Genomic DNA, 22503 nt, shown 5'->3' on the forward strand with positions numbered 1-22503 from the left:
CCAATAGATCTAATGGTCCATAAAACGATATATGGTCTATTCACCTGTTCTCCCTCCCCATTATTTACGACAAAAAAAGCACACGGGAGATTATTATCAGCCCATGTGCCATAGTCTTAATTTTATTCGTTATCTTCTTCTGCTTCTTCTGAGTCATCATCAGTATCGACATCTGTATCTGTGTCTTCATCACTTTCAGGATCTTCTTCGACGCCATTACCGTCTTCTTCTAGAAGTTCGTCCAGCATATCCTGATCCATTTCCTGCTGTTCAGGTGCAGGCTCCATGAACTGCTGCATTGCTCCTGTCAGATCTTCGTCTGAAATCTGAACATTCGCGTCACGTACAAGTTCGCCGATAACTTCCTGAACCACTGCCTGGTCCTGCATGTAGCTGTCAATGAGCATAGCCTCGATCGTTTCACGTTCTTCTTCCAGGGTGCCTTTTTCGCCTTCTTCTACAAGTTTAATGATGTGATAGCCGAATTGAGACTCTACTGGTTCCTGAGTGAATTCACCTTCTTCAAGTTCCATTGCTGCTTCTTCGAATTCAGGGACGAAACGACCAGGTTCAAGCACAAGTTCGCCGTCACTTTCGATTGTTCCAGTGTCCATCGTATGTTCAGCAACCAGCTCACCGAAATCAGCTCCATCATTCAACTCATCAATGATTTCTTCAGCAAGACCTAAGTCCTCTACAAGAATATGAGCAACAGTTGAATCGATAGCATAATTCTCGTATGCTTCTTCGATTTCTTCCTCTGTTATTTCGACATGATCCTTAATAGCTGCTCTCACTTGAAGTGATGTGCGTACACTGTTTCTCACATCGTCCAGAGACATGCCCTGCATGGCAATCATTTCTTCGAATTCTTCAATGCCGCCATAAGGTTCAGCTTCTCTTTCGAGTTCAGCATCGATATCTTCATCAGATACTTCATCACCATATGCGTGATCAAGAATATCTTCAAGCAGGATCTGCTGCAGCATCTGCTCTCCGAAAGTCATACCACTTTGAGTGACTTCATTTTTCATTCTTTCATATAATTCATCTTCACGAACACGTCCAGCTACTGTTGAAGCTACTTCGGGACTGCTTGCACATCCTGCCAGTAAAAGTCCTGAACAGGCTACTGCGCCAAATAACATTTTTTTCATACGCGTAAATACACATCCTAATTCTTATAATCTAGTGAACGGTCAAGGCAGAAATTATCACCCATGTCCGTACCTCAATTAATATAACACAGGTCTAAAGAAAATGAAAACGTATAAAGCAAATCTTTACTATTTTTCATCAAGCCTTCACAAATAGATCGTTTATTGTTCAGAGGCTGGTCTCTCATTCTTTACCGTGCTTTTGAAAAACGAGCGGTTGTCCATGGCCCAGATCCGTTCAGAGAATTCTCCAGCTTCTGTTTTTCTTAAGGCAGACTCCATCATATTCATCTTCGCATCGATCTGATCGATGTAATGGATGATTTCAGCTTCAGGAATCTGTGGTCTCACTGGAGAACCATATTCCATCTCGCCATGATGAGCAAGCACAAGGTGTTTAAGCAAAAGAACGTCTTCGTGACTTTCGTCGATTTTCAGCTCCACACACGCTTTTGAAATCTCATCATAGATAAGGACGATGTGTCCCACCAGTTTACCCTCGAGCGTATATTCTGTGGCTGTTGGTCCGCTGAGTTCTATCACCTTTCCGACATCATGTAGAATTATTCCAGCATAAAGCAGAGATGGGTTCAGCAGATCATAACTAGCCGTTATTGATTTTGCAATTTTGAGCATGGACATTGTGTGGAAAGCCAGTCCGCCGAGGTATGCATGGTGATTTTTCTTTGCAGCAGGACTTTGGAAGAACTCTCTCTGATACTTTTTCATTATATAGCGAACAATACGGTTCAGGTGAGCATTAGTTATGTCAAAGACAGCCTGGTTGAATGCTTCGATCATCTTGTCTTTATTGACTGGTGCCCGTTCAATGTATAAGTCAGGATTAGACGGTTCATCATCTTTAACAAGCCTCATCTGCTTGATTCGCAGTTGAGGGGCCCCATTGTATTCTTCCCGTCTGCCATCCACTTTTATAACTCGGCCCGGCTTGAACTGTTCAACATCATTGGGAGAAGCATCCCAGTAATTAGCCGAAATTTCTCCACTGGTGTCTTGTAGAATCAGGGCAAGATAAGGTTTATTGTTCCGTGTTTTTTTTTCTTCAGCTGATTTGATCAGAAGGAAGAGGTTCAACTGCTCATCTTTCTGGTAGTCGTATAACTTTTTCATTGTCGTCACTCCTTTGCCTGCTGTTCATTATCTTCAATATGTTTGTTCCACTACTTAGTTCAATTTTAACACATGAGACTCAGGAACATAATCAGTAATAGTTGAATCAAAGGTAAAATAAATGACTTGTACAGACTGACAGACCTCATTCAGCAGATCATACAGTTTACTTTTTCTCGCTTCATCGACATTGACAAAACTATCATCAATAATGACCGGAAAACGCACCGTATCTTTAAAGCTGACTACAAAAGCCAGTCGTATCGCAGCGTAAAGCGGCTCGACAGTTCCTCTTGAGAGCTCTTCCGCTGCCCATTTCTTTCCACTGCGGTCAATCACAAAGAACTCGTCGGAGTCCATAAGGATCGATGGGTAGTCTCCCGACGTAAGTGAAGAAAAATATTTTTCTGCCAGAGCAATGGTCTGAGGCAGCTGATTGGCTTTAGCGTTATTCAGAGTCCGTTCAATCAATGAGGAGGCAATTTTGTATGTGCTCCATTGATCAGCTGCATCCTGATAAATACTTTTTTCATTTTCGTACTTTTGAAGCAGTTCCGAGTAAGTCCCACCTTCTTCCAGTTCCTTTATTTCGTAAGCAAGTTCGACAGATCTTCGGGCTTTTTCTTTATAGAGGCTTTCTAACTCTTCTGCTGATTCAGCCAGTTCCATCAGCTTACTTTTCACATCTTCGCCTGACAAGGCCAGAGACTGTTCACTTACATCGATTGTCGAAGATAAATGCTCATAGCGTCTGATCTTTTCGTTCTTTTCCTCAAGCGTGTGATAGGCACGTATAAAGGCTTCTTCGTTCTTTGCAGAAGCCTGATCATAAAGCTCATGCTTCATTTTATTCTGTTCTTTCTCCTGCTGAACAAAATATAATACAGCATTCTGAATTTTCTCAGTTTCTTTTATATAGGCCTGCTGTAGTCGCTTGTCCTGCTCAATCTGTCTGAGTTTTTTTCTAGCCTCAGAAAAGACGTTTAACGGATCCTGTTCGTCTTCGTAAATGGTACGAGTAAAGGCGTTCTGTCTCAGTTCCTTATCCAGCTCAGTTATTTGTTCTGACAATCTATCTGACAGTTCTCTCTGCTGTCGTTCAACTTTTCTTATTTCTGACATCTTTTCCATTGAAGACATCACAGCAGTCAGTGAGTAGTGTTCAGGGTAACGATGAACTGATTTCCATTCTGAAAATGATGCAGCATACTTTTCTTTTTCCTGCCTGATCCTGTTCTGAGAATCTTTTTCCTCGCCAATCTGCTGCTGCAGTGAATCGATAGATGCAAGCGTGTCTTTCCACTGCTGCCGCAGTTTCTTCTGATAGTAATATTCACTTCTGTCATAATCTGGTTCTCTATAATTAACGGCTTCTCCTTTTCGTCTGGCCATGATAGTCCACACTCCAGCAAGAAGGAAAACACCTAGAAGGGGAAACCAGTTTTGAAGTACTAATGCAAGGAAAGCAAGCAGCAATAAGAAACTGGTAATAAGTATGACCGGTTTTCTCTCGGAGACTTTTGGCGTATCGAGTGTTCTTTTCTGTTTTTCTTCTGCCTCAACTGCTTTAAATGTCAAGAGTGGCCATAGCGTCTCTTCAATCGAATCGATTTGTTCTTCGTTATGTTCGATTTTAAGCTTAAGTCTTTCAATCGTTTCGTTCGATTCCTTTTCTTCCTGATCCAAACGATTTATTGACTGATCGATCAGCTGAACTTGCCCTCTGCTGTCTGAAGTAAGATCCTCGGGCAAGTCATCCTGAAGGGACAGGCCTTCTCTTAACTTAAACTCAAAGGTCTGCTGTTCCAGAAGGGTGATCTGCTGCTTTAGTTCTCTAATCGAGTCAGCTTTCAACTCAAGCTGATCCCACTTGCCTGTCAGCTGATCCACTGCCTTTTCGTTCTCCTGATACACCAGCAGTTCTTTTGAGGGGCGATACTTGTCCTGAAGAGCATTCTGCTTCTCATGCAGTTCCTTAGTCTGTTCTCTCATTTTTTCAAGCTGTCTATTGATTTGGTTGAGCTGGATCAGACCATCTTCTGGTAATGACTGGTCCGGGTACTGATCGATTTCTCTCTTCAGCCGGTTCAATTCTTCAATTGTTTCAATATGCTTGAGGTGATGGTTAAGAAGGTCCCTCTCTTCTCGTTTCTGCTTCAATTCTTTTTCCAGCTGATCCATTTCTGCATCGACCGTTTCTTTACCCTTGACCCGGATAATGTATGTTTCGTTTTTTTCTTTCGCTTTACTCAACTGCTCTTTCTGCTTTTTTAGGGAGCGATAGAGCTCGTTTACTTTCGGTTTGCGTCCCGTCGGTTTAAACAGCTGAGAGGCTTTCTGTTTATACTGATCGGCCTGCTTAAGGAACTGCTCATTTCCAAAGGATCCGACACTTAAGAAGAAGCGGTTGAACTGCTCCCGGTTCATGCCTTTTGTTTCTTCAACACCCTTCAGATCAAATGAATAGATCTGCTCATAAAATGATCTGTTTTTTTTATGAAGGATCGTATCAAGCAGTCTCTCATCTCCTTCAGTTCCATCTTCGAGGGTAACCGTTACATCTCCAGTGACTTTTCCATTTACTCTTTCGATCGTCACTTCACCGAAACGGTCGTCGTCAAGAATCACTTTCCCTCCATAACGACTGCTTTCTTTCGGTTCATATCTGAGAGCAGAACTATGTCTGGTCGGGAAACCAAATAATATACTATGAATAAACGACATCAGCGTAGATTTTCCGGCTTCATTCTGCCCCTGTATAACCTGGATCGAAGAGGATAAGTCAAATTCAGCATCGATCCACTTCCCGTATCCATAAATCACGAGCTTTTTTATTCTCATTTCTCTATCCCTCATTCATTCCTATATCATATTGAAGCAAAGTCAGTGCTGACTCTAAAATCTCGCGTCTGTATTCTTCAGTCTGTTCAGACAGTTCCACTGAAAACGGATGGGTATTCAGCAGTTCCTTAGTCACTTCGTTAAATGCTTCATTTTCTGAATAATACTCGACCGATCTCTTCCACTCCTCTGTAAACAGCTGTTCCAGCGATACCTGATTTGCTGTGACGTTACTTATCTGTATTTTAAGCCCCGTTACGAAAGCAAAAGATTTATCAGAATCATGGTGCAGCGTTTCAATGAAGTCATCCTGATTCAATTTAGTCATTATCTTATCTGATAATTGCGACGAAACGATGACTTTAAGATAAAGCAGTGTCTGAGCGTCACTTGTTTCAATCACTGCCTGTCTGATCTTTTCATAAATACTGTCGAGTGTCTCAAGTGTGCTTACATCGATATTGAGTTCCTTCCAGATGATTGGTGCAGTAGCTTTAAAGTCGACGCTATGACCTGAACGGGATAAATTGACTAGCAGACAGCCTTTGTCTCCAGTTTCTTTCCTATGACGTCCTTGGGTATTTCCACTGTAATAAACAAGTGGTTCAGCTGAAAGCTGCTGCCTATTGTGGATGTGCCCCAAAGCCCAGTAATCATAATTCTTTTCAGCCAGTTCAGCAAGGGAAAAAGGTGCATACCTGCCATGCTCTGATTTCTGTCCTTCTTCGTAACCATGGAGAAGGCCTATGTGATAATCTATCTGTGCCTTTCGAGAAGGGTAGTCTATTATCATGCGCCTGTCGATCCATTTTCTATCATAACTGAATCCGCTGACAGCCACACGCTCCCCTTTTTTTGTCTGTATGTAAATCGTCTCTACTTCAGAGGGAAATACAGTCACGTTTGACGGCAAGGAAAGATGGTCTGCTTCATTTCCCAAGAAATCATGATTCCCGTGGATCAGACAGACTGGAATGCCCTGGTCATTCAGTCTCTGCATCTCTTCTTTAAAGACAATCTGAGCTTTGATACTCCGATCTTCCAGATCGTAGATGTCTCCTGAGAAAAGCACAAAATCGACCTGTTGATCCACTGCCAGGTCGACAATAGCAGTCAATGACTGGAAAGTTGATTCTTTTATTTTTTCCCCCAGACGGCTGGACAGATCTTTGATGCCTTTATAGGGGCTGTCCAGATGCAGATCTGCGGCGTGAACAAATAGGACCATGAGTAAACACTCCTTCTTCTTATAGGGTACATATGTTCTTAGTAGTGTTAGTGAAAAGGACTCACTATATTAGCAAGCCCTCTTCATCTGATCTTTTATTGATATAATTCTCTAACGGGTTTCAATACTACCTGGTTGATGTCGTCGATCATCTGGCCGACTTGCTTTTCAGCTTCAAGCAGTTTAGTAATGATTTCATTCTGACTGATTTTAGTCGAAACCTCCTGAGCCTGTACTGCTTCTTCTTCAGAAATTTCCTGGCCCATCATCTGTTTCTGCTGGATCGTCTGCTGTACTTGACGGAATTCGTTAAATACGCGACTTGCCTCTTCATCTTCTTTAACAGCACCGAATGCCGCTTCTAATGTCGTAAATTCTTCAGTGTTTCTTAATTCCTGTTCTAACTGGTTAGCCGTGTCATAAATGTTGACAGCCATCGTCTCATCCCTTCAATTTTCGCTCTATGTCGAGCTTTTTCTTTACTATACAAGTTTATCACGAATTGAATGGTCTTGCCAGAAAAGATTAAAAGGCTTTAATTAACTTATTGTCCTGGCTGTCGACTGCGGAACTGTCTGAACAGCTCTCCGGCACGTTCACGGATCACAGAGGATCCCTCTCTGATAAATTCACTTGCATCGTCCAGCCCTTCTGTCATTCTATCCATAAATGAAGGCTCTTCAACTCTAAATCCTGATCCAGCTTCTTCTACCAGGAAAGTAGACTGCTCCGTGTGAGGAAGGATGGCCTCCATTTGAGCTTTGAATACCTGTCCGATTCCTTGAGACGTTGCTGTGTTGAGATAGTGATTGTCAGTTGTATGATCATAACCCATCCAGCTAGTGATCACAATGTCAGGTGTATAACCAACCACCCACTGGTCGGTTGCTCCTGTACCTGATTCTGTCTGTGTTGTCCCCGTTTTACCCGCTATCTTGAAACCGTCTGGTTGAATGTTTCGTCCAGTCCCGTTATCGAACACGCTTAAGAGCATGCTGTTCATCTGATCGGCTACTTTAGCGGACACCACACGTTTTGATCTGGGAGAAGTATTGTCCACAACCACAGCTCCTGTGGCGTCGACAATTCGTGTAATAAAGTGCGGATCTTTTCTAATTCCTTCATTGGCGAAGACGCTGTACGCACTGGCAATTTCCAGAGGCGAAACACCTCTGTCCATTCCACCTAATGCGATAGCCCCCAAATGATTATCTTTGTCCGTTACTCTTAAACCGAACTGTTCAACTTTATTCATCCCTTTTCTCAACCCGAGTTCATTGAGCAGCCAGACCGCCGGTGCATTGAGACTATCTGCTAAAGCTCTATACATCTGAACTTCTCCGCTATAATAACCAGATAAGTTCGTTGGGGTATAACCTGTTTCACCGTAAGAGAGCAGCTCATCCTTAAGTAGTGAATCAGGCGCATATCCTGCTTCCAGTGCTGGTGTGAAGACGCCCAGAGGCTTGATTACTGATCCTGGCTGCCTTCTCATTTGCGTTGCTCTATTGAATCCTCGGAAAGTGTAGTCTCCTAGACCACCGATTACTGCGCTCACTCCGCCAGTTTTCGGATTCAGTGCGATAGATGCACTCTGCGCCGCTGTTCCGTCAGCAGCCACTTCGAAATTGCTGTTGCTGGCATAGACTGCATCCATCTGCTGCTGATGAGTCTGATTAAGAGAAGTGTATATAGTATAACCGTTGTTCATCAGGTCTTCTTCTTCAAAGCCGTACCTGTTAACTGCTTCGTTTATGACTGCATCAAAATAATAGGGATAGCGGTATCCATCTGTGCTGTTATATCTGTCAACCAGAGTCAGTCCAGTCTGCTGATAGCTGGCTCTTTCCTCCCCAGTGATCGTTCCAGTATTTTCCATCAATGAAAGCACGACGTTTCTTCTGCTGATCGACCGCTCATAATTGTCGATCGGATTATAATGACTGGGTGCTTTCAGCATAGCTGCTATAGCCGCAGCCTCGGGAACAGTGACATCAGATGCTCCCTTGCCAAAGTATTTCATAGAAGCATCCTCAACACCCCATACTCCGTTACCAAAGTAGACACTATTGAGATACATTTCCAGTATCTGATCTTTAGTGTAGTGCTTCTCTATTTCTATAGCCAGAAACAGCTCCCTGAGTTTCCTCATCAGGGTCTGATCTGCATAGAGGTAGGCATTTTTGGCCAATTGTTGGGTGATTGTACTTCCACCACCGACTATCTGTCCTCTGTTCATAACATATCCTACAGCTGCACGTCCAATTCCGATCGGATCAAATCCGCGATGCTTCTCAAACCGCTGATCTTCTGTCGATATTACTGCATCAACAATATGAGGAGAGATTCTTTCCAATTCCACGAATGAGCCTTTTTGTGCAAATAGCGTTCCAGCTTCCTCACCCTGCTCGTCCATAATCGTAGTAGACTGTTCGAGCCCTGCTCTCAAGGCATTCACATTTGCCGTCCTTGCGAGAACGGCAAGATAGACGCTGAATAACAGCGCAACAGAGAGAACGGTCAGTATGAGCAGTTTAGTCATATGGAATTTCTTCCATTTACGTTTCCCTACTACCCAGGACCGTTTCAGCCTGGGTTTCAGTTTCTGTATGGTGTGACTGAACATTTTTTTTAGTTTTTGTTTTAATTGATTTTTAGTCATGATTATTCCCTCATCTTACTCCTATCCCTTTAAACAGTTAAGCATCATCGTCTAATTATAACATATGAAAGTGTATCAGTTATCAGTCCTCAGACGGACATTTATTTATAGGCTTTTACCTGTTCAGTCAGTTCTTTAAGAATCTGTCCAATTTCTTCCTTGTCTTTTGCATGCGTGCCGCTGGCCAGAGGATGTCCACCGCCTCCATGTTTCTGGGCAATCTCATTAATTACAGGTCCTTTCGAACGCAGTCTGCATCGGAATTCGCTGTCTGACTGTTCGACAAATACTGCCCATACTTTCACGCCTTCGATTTTACCCAGCATAGGAACCACTTGATGCGTCTCGCTGTCATCCATTCCAAGCGACTTTAATAATGTCTTTGTAAGAATGATATGTCCGACCCCGTCTTCTGACACTGTAAACTGATCGAGAGCATAGCCCATTAATTTGCCGGCTTGAGGCTTTATTACATTCATTTTATCGTTTACTTCTGTATGCGAAAACGGAAAACGCATCAACTCAGCAGAAATCTGCATGGTGAAGGGTGATGTCGCATCATAGAGAAAGCGGTTCGTATCCCCGACAATTCCGGCATATAAAAGACGGGCTGCTTTAGCGGTCATCTTAATCTCATCCGGGTAGCTCAGCCACATATCGGCAATCATTTCACAGCAGCTGCTCGCGTCCGTGTTGACCCATTCTATTTCCCCGTAAGAATCATCAAGAGGATGGTGATCGATTTTGATCCACTGCTTCGCCATTTTATAATGCTCTCCGTCTATGCGCTTGATATTTGCAGTGTCAGTAACAATGACTAAAGCCTGTTCATATTTTTCTTCTGTCACTTCATCCATTTTATCCAGATATTCGAGATCATCAACCGTCGTACCGACTGCATACACATCCTTGTCAGGAAAGGTTGCTCGAATAAGTTCTTTCAGTCCACACTGGGAACCGATAGCGTCCGGATCAGGTCTGACATGCCTATGAATGATAATGGTATCCCATTGTTTAATATACTCCCAAAGGTCTTTCTTAATCATATTGTCCTTTTTATTCACTGTTTCTAACAACACACGCATTTCTCCTTTTCAGTTCTAGCTTTTTTGTTATCTTTTCTGAATCAGCTGACACACCACAATCGCTTTTGCAGCTAATGTATGTTCCGAATAGATTTCAACATCCAGTCTAGCCGAGCGACGATTTTCATCGATCACAGAAGGTTTGATCGTCAGTTCATTACCTAACTGGATCATGTTGAAGTAATGCAGATTCATCTGTTCAACAACCAGATTCTTTTTCTTGTATTTTGATAGATAATTATAAATTGTCTCTGTGACCACTTCGCTGAGCACACCAAATGAGATCGTACCCATGCTGTCAGTAGTCTGCGGGGTAACAGAAAAGGAATACAAGTTGTCTTCTTTTTCTGTAATCAGCTGATTGATCTGATCAGATATGGTATCCCCAGACTGAGGCTGCTTCTGGACAGTCTGCATAGCTTTCATAATATCCTGACGGGAAATGACACCAGCAAGTTTAAGTTCATCACTGACTACAGGCATCACTTCCAGGCCATCCCATATCATTGTATGCGCAATTGAGGCTACGCTCATGTACTTTCTTGCTGAAGCGGGATTCTTAGTCATAACTTTTTCAATCAGTTCTGTATCCTCCTGGCCTACCACATCCTTAGCCGTCACGATCCCCGCCAGTCGACCATCTGACAGAACAACTGGAAATCTGGAATGTCCGCTCTTCTGATTGAGCATTCTATAAGTATATACCGTATCTTCTCTATTAAGAAACTGCGTCCGTTCAAGCGGGGTAAAGATATTCTGAACGCGCAGGATTTCTTTTTTTATCAGCTGGTCAGTCATCGCTCTGTTGATCATCGTGCCCACTGTGAAAGTATCATAAGATGTGCTTATCAGAGGCAATTCCTTATGATTGGCAAGATCGACCACTGTCTGACTGGGCTTGAAGCCCCCAGTTATAAGGACCGCTGCACCGTTCTGTAAAGTGAGCTGCTGAGCTTCTTCTCTGTTACCGATAATCATCAGTGATTCTTCAGTAACATAGCGCAACATGGCTTCTTCGGTCATCGCTCCGATGATGAACTTCGTCAGGGTCTTTTTCAGCCCTTTTTCGCCCCCATGAACCTCTCCATCAATCACCTTCACTATTTCATCGTAGGTCAGGTTCTCGATATGCTCACCATTTTTAGGCTCGATCCGGATCGTCCCCACTCTTTTAATCGTAGACACCAGGCCGTTGTTCTCTGCTTCTTTTATAGCTCTGTAAGCTGTCCCCTCACTGACTTGAAGTTCTTTGGCAATCAGTCTTACCGAGAGCTTCTCCCCTACCGGCAGAGACTCGATAAAGTCGATAATCTGTTCATGTTTAGTCTTCATCTCTTTCAGGTTTCCTTTCGCTAACTTTCTTTTCCCATAACGGCAGTGGGATCGTTTCAAAGATAACCGACTCCAGTCCGGTAACCGTGATACCCAGAAGCCTCACTCCTAAGGTTGCAGATTCTTCTTCCCAGATCGATAAAGCAATCTGGAAAAGTTCTTCTTCTCCTTTGATATAATCTGGAAAGGAGCGTCGACGCGTTATCGTATCGAAATTTTCATACCTTATTTTAAGCACAACGATTTTTCCGTGTTTCTGTTTTCTTTTTAGGTTATGCATGACTTTCTGTGAGAGGATTCTTAAGGCCTTGATCACATCATTTTCAGTCTTCAGATCTTCAGAGAACGTTGATTCTTTTCCAATCGATTTCGGTTCCCTGTCGTTTTTCACTTCACTGTCGTCGATCCCTCTTACCTTGCGATAAAGTGAATGACCCATTTTCCCAAAATGACTGACCAGCTCCAACTCTTCATTTTTATATAGATCCTTTCCCATGTATATGTCCAGACTATGCATTTTCTCAACGGATTTGGCACCCACACCGTGAAATTTTTCAATTGGCAGCACCATTAAAAAGTCGTGTGCTTTATCAGGTGGAATAACTGTAATGCCATTTGGTTTATCGAAATCCGACGCAATTTTAGCCAGAAATTTATTATAGGACACTCCTGCCGAACAGGTCAGTCTCAGTTCCTTTTCAATGTCTCTCCTGATGGCCTGTGCAATGATAGTCGCACTTTTCTGTCCGACATGGTTTATACTGACATCCAGATAGGCCTCATCGAGAGAGAGAGGTTGGATTTTATCCGTATACCGTCTGAAAATGTCATGCATCTGCTTTGAAGTTTCCCGGTAAAGCTCAAAATTTGGACTTACGAATACACCTTCTGGGCATAACTCGTATGCCTTCTGAGCGCTCATAGCTGAATGGATGCCGTAAGTCCGGGCTTCATAACTTGCTGTAGCAACCACACCGCGCCCACCCGTTTCCTTGGGGTGCCGGGCTATGATAACTGGCTTACCCGCTAGAGAAGGATTTTCTCTCACCTCAACTGAAGCATAGAAGGCATCCATATCGATATGAATTATTTTTCTGGACGTATCCCGTTTGGGTTCGTCAAAAAGCAGTAGTCCGTATCTCATAGCGCCTTCAAAACACCTCCATCTTTTACGTTATTATACTAGAAATAAAAGGGTCAGACGACTTTAAAATCAACTCTATTATGACATTCTATGGTGTAAAAAAATAAAACAAGCAGAATGAACCGACCATCCTACTTGTTTTATCCAAATTTATCCTAATAGATCATCAAGCTCCATGTCATCCAGTGAAGAGACGTTATACACTTGAGCTTTCAGCGAAGCGTAATTGAAATAGTCATTCAATGTGATTGTCAAGATATCATCTACTATCTGATAATACCTTGATGGTCTGTAATGCTTCCACTTATATGCGGTGCAGTACTCCCACAAGTCTTCCAAACTAATCTCATCATAGCCGTTCTGACGGAATTCGATCAACTTTTTTTTCAGCCAAACCTCATAATCATCATCATCTATAATAAAGTTCAAGAGATTACCTCCTTTACTCATTCGAAAGGGGTATAATTACTTCTTCAGTCCTATTCGCTGTCTGCTGTTTTTTCGGGTGTGTTTGTTCCCAGCTCTTCAGACTGGGTCCCAGCTGCGGATGCTTTTGTAACGATACGTGCAACTGCGCGACGTTCGAAGGTTAGATATATCCCTTCACAGTCGATTATTACGGTGTTGTTTGTTTCATTTACTTCATCTACAATGCCGTGCAGGCCGCCGATCGTGACGATCGAATCACCTTTTCCTAATGAGCCGAGCATGTTCTGCGTTTCTTTTGCGCGTTTCTGCTGTGGTCTGATCATCAGCAGGTACATGATACCCATCAGTACTAAAAAGGGCAGCATTCCAAAAAGTAATTCCATGTAGTCATTCCTCCGTCTAATTTCCTGTTTTATTTTCCTGATTATCTCGTTTTCAAAGAGAACGATATTAATGTTTCACTACATACCTTAGCAAATTTCAGAGAAAAATACTAGTCTCATTAAAAACTTCTAAAAGTTTTTAGCATTCGGTTTATTGTATCCGTACTCCTCGAAAAACTGCTCCTTGAACTCAAGCAGGTTGTCTTCCCTGATTGCCTGTCTGACTTTCTTCATCAGGTCCAGCAGGAAATAGAGGTTGTGATAACTCGTCAGTCTCAGACCGAAAGTTTCATCTGATTTAAGAAGATGTCTCAAGTATGCTCGGGTATAGTTCCGGCACGTGTAGCATCCGCATTTTTCATCCAGAGGTCTGAAATCTCTTGCATAAATGGCATTCTTGATTACGACACGTCCCTTGCTGGTCATTGTCGTCCCGTTACGTGCAATACGGGTCGGAAGCACACAGTCAAACATGTCAACTCCACGCATAACTCCTTCAATCAATGCATCAGGTGTCCCCACCCCCATAAGATAGCGAGGCTTGTCTTCAGGTAAGAGCGGTGTAGTGAAATCGAGCACCCGATACATATCTTCTTTAGGTTCACCGACAGATAGCCCACCTATCGAGTAACCGGCAAAGTCCATACTAGTCAGATCTTTAGCTGACTGTTTACGCAGATCTTCAAATCCAGCGCCCTGAACAATTCCAAACAACCCTTGACTATCAGTATTCTGGTGCGCTTCCAGTCCTCTTTCTGCCCATCTGGAGGTTCGCTCGACCGATTTTTTGACGTAATCATAGCTTTCATCAAATGGGGGGCATTCGTCGAAGGACATCATAATATCCGGTCCCAGCTTGTTCTGGATATTGATGGCTTTTTCAGGAGACAGGAAGAGTTTAGATCCGTCCAGATGACTCTTGAAGTGGACGCCTTCTTCTTCAATTCTCCTCATATCTGAAAGTGAAAAGACCTGGAATCCACCTGAATCGGTCAGTATCCCATTGTCCCAGTTCATGAAAGCGTGCAGACCTCCCGCTTCAGCAATTAGATCTTCTCCTGGTCTCAACCAGAGGTGATACGTATTGCTCAAGATGATGCCTGCTCCCATTTCTTCAAGCTCTTCAGGAGCAATAGTCTTAACGGTTGCCAGTGTCCCTACAGGCATGAACATAGGTGTTTCAAAAGTTCCGTGAGGTGTCGTGATTTTACCCAGGCGGGCTCCTGTGTGTTTATCTTTTTTTTCTAATGTATATGTGACTGGATGATTACTCATAACTAGCTCCTACTCTTTTATCTCTTTTTAACAAACATCGCATCTCCAAAACTGAAGAAACGGTATCTCTCCTGGACAGCATGATTATACGCTTCTAATACGAAGTCTCTTCCGAGAAATGCACTGACCAGCATGATCAGCGTCGACTTCGGCAGATGGAAGTTAGTCAGGAATCCGTCGACTGCTTTAAACTGGTAGCCGGGAGCGATAAAAATATCCGTCCATCCGCTGGCTGCCTGGAATCTCCCATCAAATGCCTGGCCGATTGTTTCCAGTGTACGGATTGACGTTGTGCCGATGGCTATGATACGCCCGCCTTCTTCTCTTGTTCTGTTCAATGTGTCTGCTGATTCTTCTGACAGCTGATAGAATTCTTCATGCATCTTATGTTCTTCGATATTATCTACACTCACTGGACGGAACGTGCCTAAACCCACATGAAGCGTCAGGAAAACGAGTTTGACTTCTTTTTCCTGTATCTTCTCAAGGATTTCCTCCGTGAAATGCAGCCCTGCTGTCGGTGCAGCAGCTGATCCATTTTCTTTCGCGTAAACGGTCTGATAACGTTCGCTGTCATCAAGACGTTCTTTGATATAAGGCGGTAGAGGCATTTCACCCAGCGACTCCAAAGTCTCAAGGAAAATCCCTTCATAAGAAAATTCTACGATTCGTCCCCCATGTTCCAGAGATTCGATAACAGTCGCTTTCAGACGTCCATCTCCAAACGTAATGACTGTTCCCGGCTTAGCTTTTTTAGCCGGCTTCATCAAGGTTTCCCACTTATCTCCTTCAAGGTTCTTAAGAAGAAGCACTTCCATGTGAGCTTTTGTGTCTTCTTTTTCTCCGTATAGTCTGGCCGGAAGAACCCGTGTATTATTCATTACAAGCGCGTCACCAGGATTCAATTCATCTATTATACTTTCAAACTGTCTGTCTTCAATAGTTTCTGTTTCCTTGGTCAGTACCATCATTTTAGAGGATGATCGGTTTTTTAATGGTGTCTGCGCAATCAGTTCTTCGGGTAATTCAAAATCAAAATCATTTGTAGTTAATGTCATGCGTGTTCTCCTTTTATGATTTACTTCTTCATCAGATGCATCAGGTCGAAATGGTCGTACGCCTTCTGAGTAGCCATTCTTCCACGAGACGTCCTTTGAATAAAGCCTTCTTTAAGCAGAAAAGGTTCAACCATATCTTCTATCGTCATCATTTCTTCTCCGATATTGGCCGATAAAGTATTCAGCCCTACTGGTCCTCCGTTATAAAGAGTGATCATGGTCTTGAGCAGTTTGTGATCGACGCTGTCCAGCCCCTTATGATCTACACTCAGCAGATCTAAAGCTGAAGCAGCATTCTCCTTATCGACGATGCCTTCTCCTCTGACTTGTGCATAATCTCTTACTCGCTTGAGCAGACGATTGGCAATTCTAGGCGTGCCTCTGGACCTTCTGGCAATTTCCAGCGCCCCGTCTTCCACGATATCCGTCTGCAGTACAGATGCCGATCTAAGCACAATTTTTTCCAGCTCTTCCTTGGTATAGTATTCCATATGTGCCAGAATACCGAACCGGTCTCTCAGAGGTGCCGACAGGGATCCGGCCCGAGTCGTTGCACCGATCAATGTGAAAGGAGGAAGGGGAAAATGGACGGGATGAGCCGTTTCTCCCTGGCCGATAATGATATCGACGTAGAAGTCTTCCATTGCGGAATACAGCATTTCCTCTGCAATCCTCGGCATCCGGTGAATCTCATCGATAAATAAGATCCCTCCTGGCTCCAGATCATTCAGCAGGGCCACCAGATCACCTGGCTTTTCAATTGCCGGGCCGCTGGTTGTCCTGATTTCTGCTCCCATTTCATTGGCAATCACCATGGCCATGGTGGTCTTTCCGAGTCCTGGGGGGCCATAGAGAAGAACATGATCCAGTGCTTCTTCCCTGTTTTTGGCTGCTTCGATGTAAATCGACAGTTCTTTCTTTATTTTTTCCTGACCGAGGTAATTAGCCAGACTTTGTGGTCTGAGCGTATGTTCCAAAGACTGTTCCTTCGAGTCCATCACCTGTTCAGATGTCAGATGTTGATTGTCTTCCATAACGTTCTCCTTTATTAACTGGCCTACTTTTTCATCAGATAAGATAAAGCTTCTCGTATGTAAGCATCCGTACTTAGCTTCTTCTGATCATCAAACTGTTTTCTTACTCTCGCTACGTCTTTCTTCGTGTAGCCCAGCGCCAATAACGCCTCGATAGCTTCTTCAAAGGACTGGTTCGATCCTTCAGGCATGTCAAAGGCCTGTTGTCCTTCAAGGCCGTTCCCATCTGTTCCTTCAAATTCAGACAGTTTCCCTTTCAGATCGAGGACGATCTGCTGAGCAGTCTTTTTGCCCACACCAGGGAACTTGGTCAGAAATGTGACATTGTTGTCTTCAATTGCCTGAACGAAACCTTGGTGATTATCATTAGCCAGAATGGCCAGAGCAGATTTCGGTCCAATTCCTGACACATTGATCAGTTTCAGAAACAGATTCTTCTCCTGCATCGTCTTGAATCCAAAAAGCTGCATACTGTCCTGTTTAACATCCTGATAGACGTAGATCAGTATCTCCTGGCTCATCTGATCCGTATACCTGAAAGGATTCGCCATCAGAATCTTATATCCGATTCCCTGATTGTCGATCACAATATACCCAGGATAAAGGTGTGCGACGGTCCCTTTTATATATTCAAACATATCATTACCCTCACTTACCGTTAGTTAATCTTCACTATTATAACACAAAAACACCTGTCCATTAAGTCAAGTTAGGAACAGGTGTTTCAGTCTATCAGTTAGTTTAATTGAATTCCGCCAGATACTCGCCGTATCCTTCTTCCTCAAGCTTGTCCACTGGCACAAAGCGCATGGCAGCCGAATTGATGCAGTATCTCAACCCGCCTTTATTCTGTGGTCCATCTGTAAAGACATGTCCAAGGTGCGAGTCAGCTTCACTGCTTCTGACTTCTGTTCGTTCCATACCAAAAGTCGAATCTCTTTTCTCTTTAACTGTACGTTTCTTTATCGGTTTAGTAAATGATGGCCAGCCGCAGCCTGCATCATATTTATCATTTGAAGAAAACAGCGGTTCACCACTGACAACATCGACGAAAATACCGTCTTCGAAAAACTGATCATATTCACCAGTTCCCGGCCGTTCCGTTGCATTATTCTGCGTGACTTCATACTGGATCGGTGTCAGTTTCTTTTTCAGTTCTTTTTTATCCATGTGACGCCTTCCTTTCTTTAGTGAGGGTCCTGAATCCGTTTGAACATCTTTTCCATGTCATTTGTCGTGAAGCTGACCAGTACCGGCCTGCCATGCGGACAATTATACGGATTCTGAGTGTGTTTCAAATCTTCCAGCAGCTGCATTCCTTCCTGTGGCGAAAGGTAGTGATTAGCCTTGATCGACCGCTTGCAGCTCATCATGATGGCCGTTGCTTCCCTGAATTTGGCAACAGTCAAGCTTTTATGTGCTAAGAAAAAATCGATCATTTCCTTGACCGTTTCTTCCACCTGTCCGGCAATCATCCAATTGGGATGGTTCCTTAAAACGAAGCTGTTCTGACCAAAATCTTCCAGATGAATGGATGCTTCCTGCAGTTTATCTATATTCTCTCTGATGACGAGTGCTTCATCGGTAGGATAGTCAAGAACAAGCGGCACCAGCAGTTCCTGCAGGTCCGTACCATGTTCAGAAATCGTCGCCTTATAGTACTCATACTTGATTCTTTCCTGAGCAGCGTGCTGGTCTATAATATACAACCCTTTTTCATTTTGAGCAAATAAATAGGTCCCGTGCATCTGTCCAATATACTCAAGTTCAGGAAATGGGGAGTGTGTCTGGTTGATAGAATCGATTTTCATAGCCGTTCTCACAATCGATTCTTCATGATTTTCGAGGCCAGTTGTACTTCCTGGCTGACTGTCCTCTTTCAACTTAGAGTCTTCTACTTCTTCATTCCAGTTTTCAGCCTTGTTTAGTCCTACTTCTTCTCTCATAGTAAAACGCTGATCATCCTCCAGAACACGTTCTGAAGAGTGAGTTGAATAGCTATCAGAGACTCTCTGGTCGAACTGAAAACGTGTCTGTTCGGGCTTGACCATCTTGTCTGTCTGCTTTCTACTCTGCGGCTTATACACATTTTCTAGCGCATTAGGGATCCTGTTCTCCTGACTCAAACGTTCTTTAATTGTCTGGCTGATCAGCTGTCCGAGTTCCCGTTCATTACTAATGCGGACCTGCTGTTTAGTCGGATGCACGTTCACATCCAGCAGTAATGGATCCATCGTGATTCTGATTACCGCAACAGGGTAACGTCCAACCATCAATGTCGATCCGTAACCTTCAACAATGGCTTTATTCAAGGCATAATTTTTTATCACACGCCCATTCACAATTAGGGTAATGTAATTGTTGCTTGCTCTTGTCACCTCAGGAAGAGAAATGAATCCGTCCAGGTTGAAATCAAATGTCTCTTGACTGATATGCTTCATTTTACGGGCAGCATCAACGCCATATACCCCGGCAATTGCCTGAATCTGCTCTTTGTTTCCTGAGGTCCTAATCATGACGGAACCGTCCGACACAAGCTTAAAAGAAATTTCAGGGTGCGCAAGGGCAAATCGGTTGATCGCATCAGTAATATGCGACAGCTCCGTTTTCAACGTCCTTACGTATTTCAGACGGGCCGGTGTATTATAAAAGAGTTCATCTACAGTGACTGCCAGCCCTTGTCTTGACTTGGCTGCAGAATCTTCAACCACTTCTCCCCCTACCAGAACCAGTCGCCTGCCGGGTTGATTGCTTTGTGCTGTTTCTACAGTAACTTTGGATACAGAGGCGATACTTGGAAGAGCCTCTCCTCTGAAACCTAGGGTCCTGATTCGGAACAAGTCGTCATTGGAAATCAGCTTGCTCGTTGCATGGCGCTCAAATGCAGAAAGCACTTCTTCAGAAGCTATCCCCTCACCGTTGTCAATTACTTGTATTCGGTTCAACCCGGCTTCTTCGACAAACACTTCGATTTTCGAACTGCCTGCATCGATGGCATTTTCCACCAGTTCCTTCACCACTGAAGCTGGACGTTCGATCACTTCACCCGCTGCTATCTGATTGGCCAGGGTGGGCGACATGATTTGGATTTTTGGAGTCATTTGATCACTCAGCCTTTCACTCATCTGTCTTCATTTTGTCCTGCAGCTGACTTAATAGCTGCAATGCTTCGATCGGGGTCGTGTTGAGTACATTTACTTTCTGCAACGCTGCAATCACATCTTTTTCATTAGTCGTCAGATCATCAAAGAGATTCAGCTGCTCCTGCATCCTCAGACTGTCTTCATTCACAGTAACGGGTTGTTCCTCTTTATCTTCGAACAGATGGTCCTCCTTCTGTTCCAGATCAGACAGAATATGTCCAGCCCGGTCAAGGAGCGCGTCCGGAAGACCGGCTAATCTGGCCACCTGCACCCCATAACTTTTATCCGCCGGGCCTTCCATCATTTTGTGAAGAAAGACAAGGTTGCCCTCTTCTTCAACCGCACCAACATGGACATTTTTTAATCCTTCAAGTCTTTCTTCAAGGACAGTCAGCTCATGATAATGGGTTGAAAACAATGTTTTTGCTCTTATTTTATCGTGGACATACTCAATAATCGCTTCCGCAAGTGCCATGCCATCATAGGTGGCTGTCCCCAGGCCAATCTCATCGAACAGAAGCAGACTGTTCTCTGTAGCGTGCTGGAGAGCCTGATTCGTTTCGTTCATTTCGACCATGAAGGTGCTTTGTCCACCGATCAAATCATCCATCGCCCCTATCCGAGTAAACAGTCGGTCAAATACGGGGAGAGCGGCACTTTCTGCGGGTACAAAGCAGCCCATCTGAGCCATAATGACGCTGAGTGCCAGTTGTCTCATAAACGTGCTTTTACCTGACATATTCGGTCCAGTAATCAGAAGTATGGATGTCTCCTTAGTAAGATCCACGTCATTTGGCACATAAGACTGTTCTCCCATAACTTTTTCTACTACAGGATGTCTGCCGTTCCTGATATGGATATCCTGGCTATCAACTGAGAACTGTGGTCTCACGTAGTTGTATTCTTCACTGACCGAAGCGAAACTTTGAAGCACATCAATTTCTGCAACAGCACGAGCCAGCTTCTGCAATCTGTTGATCTCTTCTTTGACCATCTGACGGACATCCACAAACAAGTCATACTCGAGATTTTTTGACTTTTCTTCCGCTTCAAGAATCAGTGCTTCTTTTTCTTTGAGTTCAGGTGTGCTGTATCTTTCAGCATTTGCCAGGGTCTGTTTTCTTTCATAACGCCCTTCTTCCAGTTTGCTTACATTGCCTTTAGACACTTCGATGTAATACCCGAACACTTTGTTGAATCCTATTTTCAGATTCTTTATGCCAGTAGCTTCTCTTTCTTTCTGTTCGAGTTCTGCCATCCAGCGTCTGCCGTTAGTCATGGCTTCCTTATATTTGTCCAGCTGTTCATGGTAGCCTCTTCTGATTATCTCTCCATCAGTAACTGAGATGGGTGGGTCTTCGTCGATAGCCTGCTCGATAAGATCTCGCACGTCATCAATCGGATCCAGCTGACTTAAATAACTATCCCAGATCTTTTTTGTGTTGAGCCTGTCAACGATATCTGTCACGTGAGGAATCTGATCTAAAGACTGCTTGAGTTGGATCAGGTCTCTGGCATTGACCGTCCCAAAGGCTACTCTTCCTGCCAATCTCTCCAGATCATAGATGTTCTTCAGAACCTCGACCAGGTCATTCCGCTCAAAAAAGTGATTAAGCAGACCTTCTACTTTGTCCAGCCGCTCCTCGATCTGCTTCTTCCTTATCAGTGGTTTTTCAAGCCAGGATCTCAGCATGCGTCCTCCCATAGCTGTCTGGGTCTCATCCAGCAGCCAAAGCAAGGTACCCTTTTTTGATCCGTCTCTCAAGGATGTAGTCAGCTCCAGATTTCTTCTGGCATCCTGTCCATACAGCAGAAAGTTTCTTGTTTCATAAAACTGAACTTCCTGAAGGTGGTCCAGACTCCTCATTTGTGTTTCTGACAAGTAAGCCAGCAGCAGATCAATGACTCTGATAAGCGAGCGGTCCTGGACCGATTCAGTCAGACTGGATAATGGATGCTGATGATCATCTGAAGAAGGATGCGAGACAGACATATTGTAGTGCTGAGCGAGCGTTTCCTGCAGGTCCAGAAATTCTCCCGGTTCAATGATCACTTCCTTACATTGGATCGATACCAGTTCGTTCACTGCTTCCTGAAGGGTCTCCACTTCAGTCACTTTGATTTCACCAGTAGTCAGATCAGCGTAGGACAGACCGATGTGCGGCTGCAGAGACGCCATAGCTGCTATATAATTGTTTTCTTTTGCCTCGACTGTCTTGGATTGCATGACCGTACCTGGCGTGACAACTTGGACAACCTCCCTTTTGACCATTCCCTTGGCCTGTTTCGGGTCCTCCACCTGTTCGCATATTGCCACTTTGTATCCCATTTCTATTAAGGTATCAATATATCCCTTGGCAGAGTGATGAGGCACTCCACACATGGGAATCTGCTCTTCCGCATTCTTATTTCTACTTGTCAAGGTCAGCTCAAGCAGCCGGGCAACCTTTACCGCATCATCAAAGAACAATTCATAGAAATCTCCTAGACGATAAAACAGAAAGGCATATGGATACTGTTTTTTTATTGATAAGTACTGCTCCATCATGGGAGTATGCTTAGTTTTCTGGGGCATTATGCTCACTCTTTCTAATGTCTATT

18 protein-coding genes are annotated in these 22503 nt (G+C 43.8%); all 18 read right to left on the reverse strand.

Annotated features, from left to right (window positions below):
• Window positions 1-122 precede the first annotated feature (122 nt).
• The gene (locus ACYQ4S_RS01435; RefSeq protein ID WP_346023782.1) at window positions 123-1157 is read right to left on the reverse strand and encodes a peptidylprolyl isomerase; all 1035 of its coding nucleotides are present in this window, start codon (window positions 1155-1157) and stop codon (window positions 123-125) included.
• Between the two features lie 162 nt (window positions 1158-1319).
• Window positions 1320-2288, reverse strand: coding sequence for a 3'-5' exoribonuclease YhaM family protein (locus ACYQ4S_RS01440; protein ID WP_346023781.1), 969 nt, complete (start codon window positions 2286-2288; stop codon window positions 1320-1322).
• Between the two features lie 54 nt (window positions 2289-2342).
• Window positions 2343-5129 carry an ATP-binding protein gene (locus tag ACYQ4S_RS01445; RefSeq protein ID WP_459768891.1) on the reverse strand — a complete coding sequence of 929 codons (2787 nt, stop codon included), beginning with the start codon at window positions 5127-5129 and terminating at the stop codon, window positions 2343-2345.
• A 4-nt stretch (window positions 5130-5133) separates the two neighbouring features.
• On the reverse strand, window positions 5134-6357 hold the full coding sequence (locus tag ACYQ4S_RS01450) for a metallophosphoesterase family protein (RefSeq protein WP_346023779.1): 1224 nt from the start codon (window positions 6355-6357) through the stop codon (window positions 5134-5136).
• A gap of 95 nt (window positions 6358-6452) precedes the next feature.
• Complete coding sequence (locus ACYQ4S_RS01455) at window positions 6453-6794, reverse strand: YlbF/YmcA family competence regulator (protein ID WP_459768893.1); 342 nt, start codon at window positions 6792-6794, stop codon at window positions 6453-6455.
• 107 nt (window positions 6795-6901) lie between these two features.
• Window positions 6902-9019 carry a PBP1A family penicillin-binding protein gene (locus ACYQ4S_RS01460; protein WP_459768895.1) on the reverse strand — a complete coding sequence of 706 codons (2118 nt, stop codon included), beginning with the start codon at window positions 9017-9019 and terminating at the stop codon, window positions 6902-6904.
• A 101-nt stretch (window positions 9020-9120) separates the two neighbouring features.
• The gene (locus ACYQ4S_RS01465; RefSeq protein WP_342706588.1) at window positions 9121-10098 is read right to left on the reverse strand and encodes a DHH family phosphoesterase; all 978 of its coding nucleotides are present in this window, start codon (window positions 10096-10098) and stop codon (window positions 9121-9123) included.
• A gap of 33 nt (window positions 10099-10131) precedes the next feature.
• Window positions 10132-11436: a DRTGG domain-containing protein gene (locus tag ACYQ4S_RS01470; protein ID WP_346023776.1), complete on the reverse strand. Its 1305-nt coding sequence runs from the start codon at window positions 11434-11436 to the stop codon at window positions 10132-10134.
• On the reverse strand, window positions 11426-12580 hold the full coding sequence (gene dinB / locus ACYQ4S_RS01475; RefSeq protein ID WP_459768898.1) for a DNA polymerase IV: 1155 nt from the start codon (window positions 12578-12580) through the stop codon (window positions 11426-11428). The genes ACYQ4S_RS01470 and dinB overlap by 11 nt, the downstream gene beginning before the upstream one ends.
• Before the next feature lie 150 nt (window positions 12581-12730).
• The gene (locus ACYQ4S_RS01480; protein WP_459768900.1) at window positions 12731-13009 is read right to left on the reverse strand and encodes a post-transcriptional regulator; all 279 of its coding nucleotides are present in this window, start codon (window positions 13007-13009) and stop codon (window positions 12731-12733) included.
• Between the two features lie 50 nt (window positions 13010-13059).
• Complete coding sequence (gene yajC, locus ACYQ4S_RS01485; protein WP_346023773.1) at window positions 13060-13392, reverse strand: preprotein translocase subunit YajC; 333 nt, start codon at window positions 13390-13392, stop codon at window positions 13060-13062.
• A gap of 129 nt (window positions 13393-13521) precedes the next feature.
• Window positions 13522-14667: a tRNA guanosine(34) transglycosylase Tgt gene (gene tgt / locus ACYQ4S_RS01490; protein WP_459768902.1), complete on the reverse strand. Its 1146-nt coding sequence runs from the start codon at window positions 14665-14667 to the stop codon at window positions 13522-13524.
• A gap of 17 nt (window positions 14668-14684) precedes the next feature.
• Window positions 14685-15725 (reverse strand): tRNA preQ1(34) S-adenosylmethionine ribosyltransferase-isomerase QueA, encoded by a 1041-nt coding sequence (queA, locus tag ACYQ4S_RS01495; RefSeq protein ID WP_459768904.1) that lies wholly within the window; start codon window positions 15723-15725, stop codon window positions 14685-14687.
• A 20-nt stretch (window positions 15726-15745) separates the two neighbouring features.
• Complete coding sequence (gene ruvB, locus ACYQ4S_RS01500; RefSeq protein WP_459768906.1) at window positions 15746-16759, reverse strand: Holliday junction branch migration DNA helicase RuvB; 1014 nt, start codon at window positions 16757-16759, stop codon at window positions 15746-15748.
• 23 nt (window positions 16760-16782) lie between these two features.
• Complete coding sequence (gene ruvA, locus ACYQ4S_RS01505; RefSeq protein WP_459768907.1) at window positions 16783-17397, reverse strand: Holliday junction branch migration protein RuvA; 615 nt, start codon at window positions 17395-17397, stop codon at window positions 16783-16785.
• A gap of 103 nt (window positions 17398-17500) precedes the next feature.
• On the reverse strand, window positions 17501-17929 hold the full coding sequence (msrB, locus tag ACYQ4S_RS01510; protein ID WP_346023769.1) for a peptide-methionine (R)-S-oxide reductase MsrB: 429 nt from the start codon (window positions 17927-17929) through the stop codon (window positions 17501-17503).
• A 17-nt stretch (window positions 17930-17946) separates the two neighbouring features.
• Entirely contained in the window at window positions 17947-19860 is a 1914-nt protein-coding gene (gene mutL, locus ACYQ4S_RS01515) for a DNA mismatch repair endonuclease MutL (RefSeq protein WP_346023768.1), read from the reverse strand.
• A 16-nt stretch (window positions 19861-19876) separates the two neighbouring features.
• Entirely contained in the window at window positions 19877-22477 is a 2601-nt protein-coding gene (gene mutS, locus ACYQ4S_RS01520; protein ID WP_459768910.1) for a DNA mismatch repair protein MutS, read from the reverse strand.
• Window positions 22478-22503: the final 26 nt, after the last annotated feature.

It is taken from the genome of Alkalibacterium sp. s-m-28 (genome assembly GCF_054658175.1).

Excerpts from the sequence above, each read along its gene's own strand:
- ACYQ4S_RS01435 (WP_346023782.1), bottom strand. The coding sequence starts at position 1,157 with ATGAAAAAAATGTTATTTGGCGCAGTAGCCTGTTCAGGACTTTTACTG.
- ACYQ4S_RS01440 (WP_346023781.1), bottom strand. The coding sequence starts at position 2,288 with ATGAAAAAGTTATACGACTACCAGAAAGATGAGCAGTTGAACCTCTTC.
- ACYQ4S_RS01445 (WP_459768891.1), bottom strand. The coding sequence starts at position 5,129 with ATGAGAATAAAAAAGCTCGTGATTTATGGATACGGGAAGTGGATCGAT.
- ACYQ4S_RS01450 (WP_346023779.1), bottom strand. The coding sequence starts at position 6,357 with ATGGTCCTATTTGTTCACGCCGCAGATCTGCATCTGGACAGCCCCTAT.
- ACYQ4S_RS01455 (WP_459768893.1), bottom strand. The coding sequence starts at position 6,794 with ATGGCTGTCAACATTTATGACACGGCTAACCAGTTAGAACAGGAATTA.
- ACYQ4S_RS01460 (WP_459768895.1), bottom strand. The coding sequence starts at position 9,019 with ATGACTAAAAATCAATTAAAACAAAAACTAAAAAAAATGTTCAGTCAC.
- ACYQ4S_RS01470 (WP_346023776.1), bottom strand. The coding sequence starts at position 11,436 with ATGAAGACTAAACATGAACAGATTATCGACTTTATCGAGTCTCTGCCG.
- dinB (WP_459768898.1), bottom strand. The coding sequence starts at position 12,580 with ATGAGATACGGACTACTGCTTTTTGACGAACCCAAACGGGATACGTCC.
- yajC (WP_346023773.1), bottom strand. The coding sequence starts at position 13,392 with ATGGAATTACTTTTTGGAATGCTGCCCTTTTTAGTACTGATGGGTATC.
- tgt (WP_459768902.1), bottom strand. The coding sequence starts at position 14,667 with ATGAGTAATCATCCAGTCACATATACATTAGAAAAAAAAGATAAACAC.
- queA (WP_459768904.1), bottom strand. The coding sequence starts at position 15,725 with ATGACATTAACTACAAATGATTTTGATTTTGAATTACCCGAAGAACTG.
- ruvB (WP_459768906.1), bottom strand. The coding sequence starts at position 16,759 with ATGGAAGACAATCAACATCTGACATCTGAACAGGTGATGGACTCGAAG.
- ruvA (WP_459768907.1), bottom strand. The coding sequence starts at position 17,397 with ATGTTTGAATATATAAAAGGGACCGTCGCACACCTTTATCCTGGGTAT.
- msrB (WP_346023769.1), bottom strand. The coding sequence starts at position 17,929 with ATGGATAAAAAAGAACTGAAAAAGAAACTGACACCGATCCAGTATGAA.
- mutL (WP_346023768.1), bottom strand. The coding sequence starts at position 19,860 with ATGACTCCAAAAATCCAAATCATGTCGCCCACCCTGGCCAATCAGATA.
- mutS (WP_459768910.1), bottom strand. The coding sequence starts at position 22,477 with ATGCCCCAGAAAACTAAGCATACTCCCATGATGGAGCAGTACTTATCA.